General features: G+C 69.2%; 7 protein-coding genes. 2 read left to right on the top strand and 5 right to left on the bottom strand.

The window, feature by feature from the left end:
- Nucleotides 1-45: 45 nt before the first annotated feature.
- A complete protein-coding gene (gene secA / locus HUA74_RS02935; protein WP_174453330.1) occupies nt 46-2,889 on the bottom strand; it encodes a preprotein translocase subunit SecA in 2,844 nt (947 codons plus the stop codon).
- 355 nt (nt 2,890-3,244) lie between these two features.
- Here secA and rlmM point away from each other — a divergent pair, with 355 nt between their 5' ends.
- Both rlmM and HUA74_RS02925 read left to right on the top strand, forming a co-directional pair.
- Nucleotides 3,245-4,267 carry a 23S rRNA (cytidine(2498)-2'-O)-methyltransferase RlmM gene (gene rlmM / locus HUA74_RS02930; protein ID WP_174453329.1) on the top strand — a complete coding sequence of 341 codons (1,023 nt, stop codon included), beginning with the start codon at nt 3,245-3,247 and terminating at the stop codon, nt 4,265-4,267.
- 49 nt (nt 4,268-4,316) lie between these two features.
- Nucleotides 4,317-5,027: a diguanylate cyclase gene (locus HUA74_RS02925; RefSeq protein ID WP_174453328.1), complete on the top strand. Its 711-nt coding sequence runs from the start codon at nt 4,317-4,319 to the stop codon at nt 5,025-5,027.
- 118 nt (nt 5,028-5,145) lie between these two features.
- On the opposite strand, the gene HUA74_RS02920 is transcribed toward HUA74_RS02925, so the two are convergent.
- From HUA74_RS02920 to HUA74_RS02905, 4 genes are all read right to left on the bottom strand, one after another.
- Nucleotides 5,146-6,063: a M23 family metallopeptidase gene (locus HUA74_RS02920; protein WP_141641070.1), complete on the bottom strand. Its 918-nt coding sequence runs from the start codon at nt 6,061-6,063 to the stop codon at nt 5,146-5,148.
- A gap of 215 nt (nt 6,064-6,278) precedes the next feature.
- On the bottom strand, nt 6,279-7,076 hold the full coding sequence (locus HUA74_RS02915; RefSeq protein WP_141641069.1) for a Stp1/IreP family PP2C-type Ser/Thr phosphatase: 798 nt from the start codon (nt 7,074-7,076) through the stop codon (nt 6,279-6,281).
- A gap of 60 nt (nt 7,077-7,136) precedes the next feature.
- Nucleotides 7,137-8,876 carry a DNA repair protein RecN gene (recN, locus tag HUA74_RS02910; RefSeq protein WP_141641068.1) on the bottom strand — a complete coding sequence of 580 codons (1,740 nt, stop codon included), beginning with the start codon at nt 8,874-8,876 and terminating at the stop codon, nt 7,137-7,139.
- A gap of 147 nt (nt 8,877-9,023) precedes the next feature.
- Nucleotides 9,024-12,290 (bottom strand): SNF2-related protein, encoded by a 3,267-nt coding sequence (locus HUA74_RS02905; protein ID WP_371745475.1) that lies wholly within the window; start codon nt 12,288-12,290, stop codon nt 9,024-9,026.
- Between the last annotated feature and the right edge of the window lie 31 nt (nt 12,291-12,321).

Below are 12,321 nucleotides of genomic sequence, written 5' to 3'. Positions count from 1 at the left end.
GGCGCCGCGCCGGCGCCCTACTTCCGACGTCCCGCGAAGAGGCGCCTAGACGCTGGCTTCCGCCGCGCCGTGGCACTTCTTGTACTTGCGACCGCTGCCGCAGGGGCAGGGGTCATTGCGGCCCACGCGGGGGCCCTGCTGGGCGGCCGGCGTACGGGCCGCCGCGGCCACGGAGGCCTCGTCCAGCTTGCCCTCCGCCGTGCCACGGCCTTCCACCGCCTTGCGCTGCTGCTGGGCCAGCTGGCGCTGGATGCGGACGGCCTCTTCCTCCGCGCTGGTGGCGGAGCGGGGCTGTACGCGCATGAGCTGCGAGACGAACTGCGCCTTGATGGCGGACAGGGTCTGGATGAAGCCCTGGTAGCCCTCGCGCTTGTACTCCTGCTTCGGGTCCTTCTGGCCGTAGCCACGCAGGCCGATGCCCTGGCGCAGATGGTCCATGCCCAGCAGGTGCTCCTTCCAGAGCCGGTCGATGGTCGCCAGGTAGTTGTACTGGAGGAAGCGCAGGAAGTTCTCGCCGAACTCCTCGTCGCGCGTGCGGAAGACCTTCTCCGCCGCCTTGTAGATGTGGTCCTGGAGTTCGTCGCGGTTGCCCACGCCCTCGAAGCCCATCTCCAGGTCGAACGTCTCCTTCACGTTCTTCGACAAGGCGTCCAGGTCCCACCCGTCCGAGCCCTTGGTGGGCGCGTACGTGTCCACGGTGGAGACGATGACGTCCTCCAGCGCGTCCAGGACCATCTCCTTGAAGTCCGCCCAGCTCACCATCCGCTCGGAGCGGCTCTTCACGCGCGTCTTCGGGTCCTCGGTGAACTCCACCAGGGGGACGCCCGCGCCCGCGGCCAGCACCTGACGACGCAGCTTGTAGATGGTGCGCCGCTGCTGGTTCATCACGTCGTCGTACTCGAGCAGGTTCTTGCGGATGTCGAAGTTGTGTCCCTCGACACGCTTCTGGGCCCCTTCAATCGCGCGGGACAGCCAGATGTGCTCGATGACCTCGCCCTCCTCCATGCCCAGCCGCTCCATGAGTCCCTGGATGCGCTCCGAGCCGAAGATGCGCATCAGGTCATCCTCGAGCGAGAGGAAGAACCGGCTGGCGCCCGGGTCACCCTGGCGACCGGCGCGGCCGCGCAGCTGGTTGTCCACGCGGCGCGACTCGTGGCGCTCGGTGCCGATGATGAACAGGCCGCCGGCCGCCATCACCTCCTCGCGCTCCTGCTTCGTCTCCGTCTCCAGCCGGGCCTGGGCGGCGACGAGCCGCTGCTCCCAGTCCGCCAGCTCCTGCTGGTAGGCGACCATCGGGTCCACCTGCGGCGCGGCGCCATCCACCGGGGGCGGCAGCGGCGCGGGGGCCTCCGGCGGGGGGCCCACGGAGGCCTTGGCGAGCACCTCCGCGTTGCCGCCCAGGAGGATGTCCGTTCCACGGCCGGCCATGTTGGTGGAGATGGTGACGGCGCCCTTGCGGCCCGCCTGCGCGACGATGTCCGCCTCGCGCTGGTGCTGCTTGGCGTTGAGGACGTTGTGGGGGACGCCACGCTTCTTCAGGAAGTTGGCGACCACCTCGCTCTTGGCGATGGACACCGTGCCCACCAGCACCGGCTGGCCATTCTTGTGCAGCTCTTCAATCTGCGCGGCCACCGCCTCGAACTTCTCGCGCTCCGTCTTGTAGACCACGTCCTGCTGGTCCTTGCGGACGTTGGTGCGGTTGGTCGGGATGACGCGGACGTCCAGGTTGTAGATCTTCGCGAACTCCTCCGCCTCCGTGTCCGCGGTGCCCGTCATGCCGGACAGCTTGGTGTACATGCGGAAGTAGTTCTGGAACGAGATGGTCGCCAGCGTCTGGTTCTCGTTCTCGATCTTCACGCCCTCCTTGGCCTCAATCGCCTGGTGGAGGCCGTCGGACCAGCGGCGGCCCGGCATCTGGCGGCCGGTGAACTCGTCGACGATGACGACCTCGCCGTCCTTCACCACGTAGTCCTTGTCGCGCTTGTAGAGCGTGTGCGCGCGCAGGCCCTGCTCCACGTGGTGGAGCGTCTCGATTTCGCCCGGGTCGTAGAGGTTGGACACGCTCAGCCGCTTCTGCAGCTTCTCGATGCCGTCATCCGTCAGGGACACCGAGCGGTGCTTCTCGTCCAGGGTGAAGTCCTGGTCCGGGACGAGGCCGGGGATGACCTGGTCCACCCGGTAGTACTTGTCCGTGCTGTCCTCGGTGGGACCGGAGATGATGAGCGGGGTGCGGGCCTCGTCGATGAGGATGGAGTCCACCTCGTCCACAATCGCGTAGTTCAGCTCGCGCTGGACGTAGTCCTGCAGGCGGAACTTCATGTTGTCGCGCAGGTAGTCGAAGCCGAACTCGTTGTTCTGCCCGTAGGTGATGTCCGAGCGATAGGCTTCCTGGCGCTGCTTGTCCGACAGCTCGTGGAGCACGCAGCCCGTCGTCATGCCCATGAACTTGTAGACGCGCCCCATCCACTCCGCGTCGCGGCGGGCGAGGTAGTCGTTCACCGTCACCACGTGCACCCCGCGCCCGGACAGGGCGTTGAGGTAGCAGGGCAAGGTGGCCGTCAGCGTCTTGCCTTCACCGGTGCGCATCTCCGCGATGCACCCCTCGTGCAGGAACATGCCGCCGATGAGCTGGACGTCATAGTGACGCTGGCCGATTTCGCGGCGCGCGCCTTCACGGATGAGCGCGAAGGCCTCGAAGAGCATGCTGTCGAGCGGCCTCCCGTTCTGAATCTCCTGCTTCAGCCGAGCCGTCTCGGCAGGAAAGTCCTCGTCCTTGAGGGCCCGCATCCGGCTCTCCAGCTCGTTGATGCGGATGACCTTCTCGCGGGCCTTCTTGAGCTCGCGCTCATTCTTGGTCCCGATGAGCTTCTTCAGCGTCCATTCGATCATTCGTTGACTCTCTCGCGGCCGGAGAATCCTCGAAGGACGGCGGCGAGTGAAGGGAAATCCCTGGAGATGTAAGGGAGGCTTGGTGGGAAACCACGCGCGCCTCTTGAAACTTCCTCTCGGCCGGTTGCCCAGCGCGCATCGGTTCAGAGTAAAGCGGAACGGAGCCCACGCAATGTCCCCTCCGCGAAATCCCCGCCGCCGGCCTGCCCGGGGCGCCCCCTCGAAGTCCCCTCGTCGCCCCGGCCGCCCGGCGCCGCCCGCCCACCGCAAGCCCGCCCCCACCCAGGGTGGGTCGGCCCCTGCACGCACCGCGCCGCCCCCTCCCCCCGCCCCCCCGAGGGCGCGCGTTCCCCCCATGCCCGCACAGACGCAGCCGCCCCAGGTGGGACGCTGGCTGTGGACCTGTCGGGCCGGGTTCGAGCCCCACCTCTTCGAGGAGCTGGCCTGGGCGGGCATGGCCCCTCGCCTGCTTGGAGAGGCCCTGGTGGAGAGCGACTCGCAGCCGGGCCTCGCTCCCGCCTTCGCCCGCGCAACCTGGCGGGTGGTCGCCTCGCTGCCTCCGGGAACGCCCGACGTCCAGGCGGACGCGGCGGCCCGGGCCATCATCTCCCTGCCGGGGACGGCCCCCTGGGTCCTCCAGTCCTTCACGCCCGACAGCCCTCGGGGCAACACGCTGGCGGCCGTGGCGGAGGCGCTGGAGGCGGCGGTGCGCACGCGGCTGCCCTCGGAGCGGCTGCTCGACGACGCGGCGCGGGCGCGGGAGTCCGGCGCCCGGCTGGTGACGCTGTGCGTGGCACCCGACGGCGTGACGGCCGTGGGCGCGGTCTCCGCGCGCGAAGCCCTGTCCCTGGCCCCCGGAGGGCGACGACGCATGCGCCGGGAGGTCGAGTCCCCCTCGCGCGCCGCCATGAAGCTGGAGGAAGCGCTGGACGGCCTGGCCTTCGAGCCAGGGCGCGGCGACGTCTGCGTGGACCTGGGCGCGGCGCCCGGGGGTTGGACGCAGCGGCTGGTGGCCCGGGGCGCGAAGGTGGTGGCGGTGGACCCGGCGAAGCTGATGCCCGAGCTGGCCTCGAATGGCCGGGTGAAGCACATCCAGGAGAGCGCCTTCTCCTATGCCCCCGAGGAGCCCGCCGACTGGCTCTTCTGCGACATGGCGTGGCGTCCGTTGGAGGTGGCCCAGCTGCTCGCCAAGTGGGGGCGCCGTGGCTGGGCAAGCCACCTGGTGGCCAACATCAAGCTGCCCATGAAGGACAAGAACCCGGTCCTCCTGCGCGTGCGCCACACGCTCGTCGAGGAGGGCGGCTGGGAGGGCCTCACCGTCCGCCAGCTCTACCATGACCGGGATGAAGTGACGGTGACGGCCCACCGGCTGCGCTGACGGGAAGCCCCTGCGCGCGTCCTCGCGACGCGCTAGAGAAGCCAGTCAGATGCCCTATCCGCTCGACGACGCCACCGCCACCGCCCTCATCGCCCTCCACCCCTGGGTGCTGACCCGCAGCCCCCAGGCGCCCGTGCAGGCCGCCGTCGAGGTGCTCCTCCAGGCCGAGCAGGCCCGTCGCGGCCACCCGGACCCGAAGACGGGCGCGCTCCAGGTCCCCGCTCTCACCCAGGGGAGTCTCCTGAAAGAGGAGTACGACCTGTCCACGCATGCGCACCATGACGGCTGGCGCGTGGGCGCCGTCATCGCGGATGTGAAGGAGATGATTTCCCTCAACGCCCGCTTCGGCTTCGCCATTGGCGACGCGATTCTGCGCGCCACCGTGGAGTCGCTCGCCGCGCAGTACCCGGGCGCCAAGGTGATTCGCCTGCACCCGGACGCCTTCGCCGCGCTGCTGGTGCCCACCTCACAGCTCACCGTGAGCGCGGACCTGGCCGGCCCCACCCACGAGCGCCTCTCACGCGACGTGCGCCGGGTGCTCCCCGAGGGCACGCCCGACACGGACGCCCCGAGCTGGACGGTGAGCCTGCTGGAGGTGACGGTGGACTCGCCCTCGCACTGGCAGGTGCTGGGCCCCCTGCTCTGGGCGGAGCTGGAGCGCGCCCACGTCATGCAGCGCAGCGGACGCGCCGATGGACTCCAGCAGCGACGGCTCCGGCTGGACGCATCCATCCCAGGGCCCGCCACGCTCTCTCGTTGAGGAAGGCCAGGGGGGCTTTGCGTCCCAGGGGCGAGCCGGAAGGCCCGACGTCCCTGGGGTTCAACACCCGCAACCACCCTCCCGAGCCAGGCCCGAGAGGCACCGCGCACTCCGAGGACTACTCCTCGAGGATGAACTTGCGCGGGTTCTGGGGGATGCCGTTGACGCGGACCTCGTAGTGCAGGTGCGGTCCGGTGGAGCGGCCCGTGTTGCCGACCGCGGCGATGAGCGAGCCGCGCTTCACGCGGTCTCCCGCCTTCACCAGCATCTTCGCCAGGTGGCCGTAGCGCGTCTTGATGCCGTAGCCGTGGTCCACGACGATGACGTTGCCGTAGCCGCCCTCCAGGCCCGCGAACACCACCGTGCCGTCCGACGGCGAGAAGACTTCCTTGCCATGGGGCGCGGCGATGTCGAGACCCGCGTGCATGACGCGGTCGGCGGTGTACGGGTCCACTCGCTGGCCAAAGTCGCTCGTCACCCAGCCGCGCGCGGGCCAGACGGACGGCGTGGAGGCGAGCAGCGACTTCTGGTCCTGGAAGTACGCCTGCAGCTCCTGGAGGCTCTGCTCCTGACGGGTGGCCTCCGCGCTCAGCTTGTCCAACCGGCCCATCAGCAGCTTGGGCGTCTCGGTGGTGGTCAGCTGGGTGAACTGGGTGTCCGTCGTCGGCACCTGGGTGCCCGCTTCCGGCTCCGTGGGGCCCATGGCCAGGTTGCGCTGCGGGTCCGACAGCAGCGTCATCGCCCGGAGCTTCTGGTCGAACCGCTCCACCCGGTCCAACGTGGAGCCGATGTGCTCGATTCGCTCCCGCACCGACTTGAGCTGCGAGCGCAGCGTCAGGTTCTCCTCGCGGAGGATGCGGTTCTCGGAGGCGTCCGCCGCCACCTGGAAGTAGTGGATGCTCGCACCCGCGCTCAGTCCCACCACCAGCATCAACCCCATCCCCACCTGCATCAGGAACGAGCGTTGGATGGTGTACCGCTTCACCGGCGCGTCATGGTCCGGGATCACCATCAACGTGAAGGACTTTTTCGCCACGGGACAGCTCCCTGCTTGCGTGGGACATCCGGCGCCAGAAGCTAAGTCGCTCCGTGTCGCCCAACACCTCCCCCCACCGCCACACCCCGCCTGCTTCGTCTCCCGGCGACGTCTGCCAGGGTTGGAAACGTTTGGGCAGCTACCATTCAGTTTCCAAGAGTGTCAAGGTCAACAGTGACCTGACGAGGTGTTTGTCGGCCACGGGGCCGGGTGCCTCAGGGGGCGACCCGCACCACGATGACGGTGATGTTGTCGTCGCCGCCGCGCTCGTTGGCGAAGTCGACGAGGCGCTTGGGCACGTCCTCGAAGCTCTGCGCCTGGGCCACGACCTCGTGGATTTCGCGGTCCTCGAGCATGTTGGCCAGGCCGTCCGAACACAGCAGGAACACGTCGCCGGGCTCGGAGACGAGCCCCATCACGTCCACCTGGACTTCCTCTTCGAAGCCCACGGAGCGGGTGATGATGTTCTTGTAGCGGGAGTGCTTGGCCTCCTCCGGCGTGATCATCCCCGCCTTGATCTGCTCGTTGACCAGCGAGTGGTCCTCGGAGATCTGCTGGATGAGGTCGCCCCGGATGAGGTACGCGCGGCTGTCACCCACGTGGGCGAAGAAGGCGTGCTCATCGCGCACCACGAGGGAAATCACCGTGGTGCCCATGCCGGACAGCCGCGGGTCTTCCTGCGCCGCCGTGTAGATGGCGAGACACGCCTTCTCCACGGCCGTGCGCAGGGCCTCCGGTATCGGTGAGTCCTGGAGGTTGGGCACGGACAGGAACGGATTGTCCTTTCCCTCCCGAGCCCGCCGGAGCTCCTTGTCGATGGTCTCGACGGCGATGCGCGACGCGGTACCGCCGCCGGCATGGCCGCCCATTCCATCCGCCACGACGTAGAGCTGCAGCTCATCGTCGATGAGGAAACTGTCCTCGTTGTGGTTGCGCTTCCGCCCGACGTCCGTCAGGCCAGCGGAAACGACTTTGAGGCGGGAGGCCGCGGTCAGCCCTGCGGTGTTGGACACACCAATGATGCTATGTGAGACCCACCGATGGGGCAAGGACACGGATGACCTTGCAGCGCGTCAAGCCAATCTTCGGAGGCGGCCACGGGGTCCTCCCTCGGGTCCGGACTCCCGCCGGGTCCTCGGTGCCCCCAGGGAACGGTGGGCCGAGCGCACCAGGGCCTCCGCCGCCCCCAGCGCCTCCCGCGTGACCTCCACGCCGGACATCATCCGGGCCAGCTCCCGCGTGCGGTCCGCGCCCGCCGCCAGAACAGTCACCTGGGAGACGGTTCGCTCCGCCTTCACCGCCTTGCGGATGAGCAGGTGGGCGTCCGCGTAGGCCGCCACCTGGGGCAGATGGGTGATGCAGAGCACCTGACGGTGACCGCTCACCTCCTTGATCATCCGCCCCACCACGTCCGCGATGGCGCCGCTGACGCCCGCGTCGGCCTCGTCCAGCACGTAGCAGCCACACGCGTCGCTGCCCGCCAGGGCCCGCTTCAGGGCCAACAGCAACCGGCTCGCCTCACCACCCGAGGCCACCTTCGCCAAGGGCCGCGCCGGCTCACCGGGGTTCGCGCTGAAGAAGAACTCCACCTCGTCCGCGCCATCCGGACGCAGCGTTTCCCCGGGCGTCACGCGCACCTCGAAGGCCGCCTTGCCCATGGCCAGGTGCCCCAGGCCCTCGCGCACCTGCGCGGAGAACTCCACCGCGCTCGTCGTCCGGGCCTTCGACAGCACCCGGGCCGCCTTGCGCGCGCGCTCCTCCACCTTGCGCCGCTCCGTGGCCAGCTCCTCGAGCACTTCCTGGCGGTTCTCCAGCGTGCCCAGCTCCGCCTCGATTTCGCCGCGCTTCTTCAGCACGCCGTCCAGCGTGGCGCCGTGCTTGCGGCACAGCCGCTTGAGGCCATCCAGCCGCTCGTCCACGTCCGCCAGCCGCGTCGGGTCCGACTCCAGCCCCTCCACGTACCGGTTGAGCCGCCGCTGCGCCTCCTCCAGCTCCGACAGGGCCGTGCTCAGCGACTGCGCCACCGGCGACAGCGTCGCGTCGAACTTCACCGCGTCGTGCACCAGCCCCAGGGCGCGGCCCACCGTCTCCAGCGCCGAGGCCTCTTCCCCCGCCACGAGGAGCTCCGCCTCCGCCCCCAGGCGCTTGAGCTTCTCCGCGCTCGACAGGCGCTTGCGCTCGACGTCCAGCTTCACGTCCTCGCCCGACTCCGGGTCGATGCGCGCGATTTCGTCGAGCTGGAAGCGCAGGAACTCCGCGCGCTCCCGCACCTTCGCCTCGTCCCCACCCAGGGCCTCCATGCGCGCGTCCACCTCCCGCAGCGCGGAGTACTCCCCGAAGTAGGACGCCAGCGCCACCTCCACCTCCCCGTACCTGTCGAGGAGCACCCGGTGCAGGCCCGAGTCGAAGAGGCTGACGTGCTCGTGCTGCCCCGCGAGGTCCACCGCCCCCCGCGTCAGCTTGGCCAGCACCCCCACCGTGACGAGGGCGCCGTTGACGTAGACCTTGCCCCTTCCGGTGCGCCCCAACACGCGACGCACCAGCACCTCCTCGCCCAAGTCTGGAAGGCCCAGCTCCTCCAGGCGCGCGCCCAGCACCGGCGTGCGTGCGAAGACGCCCTCCACGGACGCCTCCTCGCAGCCGGCGCGGATGACATCCGCGTCCGCCCTGCCTCCCAGCAGCAAGCCCAATGAATCCACGAGGATGGACTTGCCCGCACCTGTCTCACCCGTGAGGACGGTGAGGCCGGCTCCGAACGCCACCTCCACCTCCTCGATCACCGCCACGTTCGAAATCCGCAGACCCAGCAGCACGCGCGCCCTCCAATGTCCGTACGACGGCCCTGGCACTGAACACCCTAGCAGGTCCCACTGACACTGCACAGGCGTTCTGGTCAGCCGCACGGATGGCGGGCGGGGGGAGGGCGAAGTTCCGTTGGAACCCCAACCCTCCCCTCCGTCTCAGGACTGGCTCTCGGTGAAGAGCTCCTGGATGTCCTGCTCGGTGAGGGTCCTCGCCATCTCGTCACCCTCTCCACCGAGCACTCCGGCGGCGAGGTCTCGCTTGCGACGCTGGAGGGAGAGAATCTTCTCCTCCACCGTGCCGCGGGTAATCAGCTTGTAGCTGATGACGGCGCGCGTCTGACCGATGCGGTGCGTACGGTCCGTGGCCTGGTCTTCCACGGCCGGGTTCCACCACGGGTCGAAGTGGATGACGTAGTCGGCCGCGGTGAGGTTGAGGCCGGTGCCACCCGCCTTCAAGGAGATGAAGAACAGGGGCGGTCCGTCCGGGCGGTTGTACTCGTCCACCTTGCCCATGCGGTCCTTGGTGCGACCGTCCAGGTAGAGGTAGCGCAGGCCCTTCTTGTCCGCCTCCTGCTTGAGCAGCTCCAGCATCTCCGTGAACTGGCTGAACACCAGGGCCCGGTGGCCTTCCGCCACCAGGTCCTCCACCAGCTCCATGAAGCGCTCGACCTTCGCGCTGGGCGGCAACAACGTGCCCGGGGGCATCTTGAGCAGGCGCGGATCACAACACACCTGCCGCAGCCGCATGAGCGCGGCGAGAATCGACACGCGGCTGCGCTTGAAGCCGACCTTCTCGATGCTCTCGCTGACCTTGCGGCGGCTCTCCTCCATCACCTCGCGATAGAGGGCGGCCTGACCCGGCTCCATCTCGCACCAGGCGACGCTCTCCGTCTTCGGCGGCAGGTCCTTGGCCACCTCCGTCTTCAGGCGACGCAGGATGAAGGGCTGGATGCGCCGGCGCAGCCTGTCCCTCGCGGAGGCGTCGTTCGCCACCTGGATGGGCTGCTCGTACCTGTCGCTGAAGCTGTCCGCGCTGCCGAGGAAGCCCGGCATGAGGAAGTCGAAGATGCTCCACAGCTCCGACAGCCGGTTCTCCAGCGGCGTACCCGTGAGCGCCAGTCGCGTGTCGCTCGGAAGCGACTTGCACGCCTGCGCCGTGGCGCTGTCCGCGTTCTTGATGTTCTGCGCCTCGTCCAGAATCACGAAGCGGAAGCCCACCTGGGACAGCTGATCCAGGTCTCTTCGCACCAGCGCGTAGGACGTGAGCACCAGGTCCATGCCCTTCAGGTCCTCGGCGCGCTCCTTGCGGTCCTGCCCGTGCCACACCATGGCCTTGAGGCCCGGGGTGAAACGCTCCGCCTCGCGCTCCCAGTTGGCGAGCACGCTCGTGGGCGCCACGACGAGCGACGGCTTGCGCCCCTCTTCGTTCGCCATCTTCTGCAGGAGGCTGAGCGACTGCACCGTCTTGCCCAAGCCCATGTCGTCCGCGAGGATGCCGGACAGGCCATGGCGGCGCAGGAACCAGAGCCAGGACAGGCCCGCCTCCTGGTAGTGCCGGAGCGTGGCGTGGAGCCCGTCGGGCACCGCGACCTTCGGAACCCCCGCCGTCTCGCGCAGCTCCAGCATCGCCTGCCGGGCCTTCGCCTCCACCTCGGTGAACTCACCCAGGTCCGCGAGCAGGTCCAACGCCACCGCCTGGTGCAACGGCAGCCGCGTGCGGGACCGGCCCGGCAGCGCACCCGCCTCTTCCAGCAGGTCCGCCACGCGCTTGATTTCGACCGGGTCCGCTTCAGCGAACGAGCCGTCCTTCAGCGGCACGAACTTGCGGCCGGAGTCCAGCCACATGCGCACCGCGCCCAGGTCCACCGCCTGGTCGTCCGTGACGAACTCAGCGTCCAGGTCGAACCACTGCACGCCGCTCATGCCCACGCGGATGCGCGGCTTGAGCTTCGGGCGCAGCCGCACCTTGGGCGCCTGCACGCCGAAGCGCTCCCACTCCGCCGGCAGCGAGGCGAGCCCGCGCGCCCAGAACTCCAGCGCCACGTCGCCCGTCGCGTCGAACACCTGCGCCTGCGGCTCGAAGCGCAGGCCCTGGTCCAACAGCAGCTTGCCCGCGGCTCGCTCCAGGTCCTCACGACGACGGTACAACTTGCGGCTGTCCCCACCCACGCCACTGGCGTAGCCCAGGTGCGTGGCCGTGGGAGACACCGGCGCCGTCGTCTGCCCGTAACGCGCGGCCAGCTGCGCCTTCACGCGCTCCGGAGTGCCCTCGAGCGTCAGCACGAAGTGCGGCTCCACCGCCTCGTCCACCTCGATGTCGTCCGCCTTCAACGACATGCGGAAGCGCGGCAGGTGCGCGGCGAAGAACGTCAGCACCCGGTCCAACTGTCCCGAGGGGAAGGACATGCTGGGCTCCAGCAGCCACTTGCGCAGCAGCCGGGGCGGGAAGTCGGGCTCCACGGGGTGGAGGTTCTGCGCCTGGATGACCCAGGTGCGCCGGCCCGACAGGATGATGACGTCCTTGAGCGAGTAGCTCAGCCCGTCCGGGAAGAGCAGCTCGATGCGCGCCGTGGCGCCGTCCGGCCGGGACTCCAGGCGAATCTGCGGACGGATGGGCACTTCCGTGTTGATGAGCGCCGTGCCCCGGTAGATGACCCGCCGCTGGCGCAGCAGGTCCATCGCCTCGCTCAACTCCTCGTCCGACAGGACGATGCGCGAGTCGTAGCGATGCTCGTGGCGCGACAACGCCATGAAGACGCGCTCGTCGGCGGGGGAGATGCGCCCCCCCGTCTGGAGGGTCCGCTTGACGTGGATGGGCCCCTTGGTCTGCGCGTCCTGCCGACGCACGTCCACGACCCACTGGCGACTGCCCGAGTTCGTGTTCGCCGCCGTCAGCCGGTAGAAGAACTCATAGTCCGGCTGCGAGGACAGGCCCAGCCAGCTCTCCACCTTCGCGAGCGCGGGCAGGTTGACGGCGTCCACCACGGGGCCTTCCGGCTCCACGGGGACCTCGTTGTCCACCACCTCGTTGTTGCCGTTGGGCGCGGTGGGTTCGACAGGCGCGGCGACCACCGGCTGGGGCCGGGGAGGCGGCCGGAAACGCGCGGCATAGATGAGCGCGGCGGCCACCACATGCTTGCAGTGGGGACCATCGACGTTCCACGACTGACACGTGCAGGTGGACGTGGCTCGACCATCTCCGAGCGCGAGCACGACTTCATAGCGCTCGCCCGTGGAGGAGGCGACCTGCGCGCGGATGTGGTCCCCTTCACGTTGGAGCCCGAAGACGCGGCGGGACTCCGCCACCTCTCGGCCCTTCTTGAAGATGGTGGGTTGGACTTCAGCCTTCAGGGCCCTGAGCCACTGGGTGTCCTGAGGAGGGAGGGCGTCTCGGATGTCGGCGGTGGATTGCACGGCTGGCACAGGCCCCTGGCTCCTAAGCGCCGGGGAACCC

The organism is Myxococcus sp. CA051A (assembly GCF_013336705.1).
GTDB lineage: Bacteria > Myxococcota > Myxococcia > Myxococcales > Myxococcaceae > Myxococcus > Myxococcus llanfairpwllgwyngyllgogerychwyrndrobwllllantysiliogogogochensis.
This window is presented reverse-complemented; position numbering and strand designations above follow the sequence as displayed.

Bases quoted from the DNA above. Each gene is read 5' to 3' on its own strand.
- secA (WP_174453330.1), bottom strand. From the start codon at position 2,889: ATGATCGAATGGACGCTGAAGAAGCTCATCGGGACCAAGAATGAGCGC.
- rlmM (WP_174453329.1), top strand. From the start codon at position 3,245: ATGCCCGCACAGACGCAGCCGCCCCAGGTGGGACGCTGGCTGTGGACC.
- HUA74_RS02925 (WP_174453328.1), top strand. From the start codon at position 4,317: ATGCCCTATCCGCTCGACGACGCCACCGCCACCGCCCTCATCGCCCTC.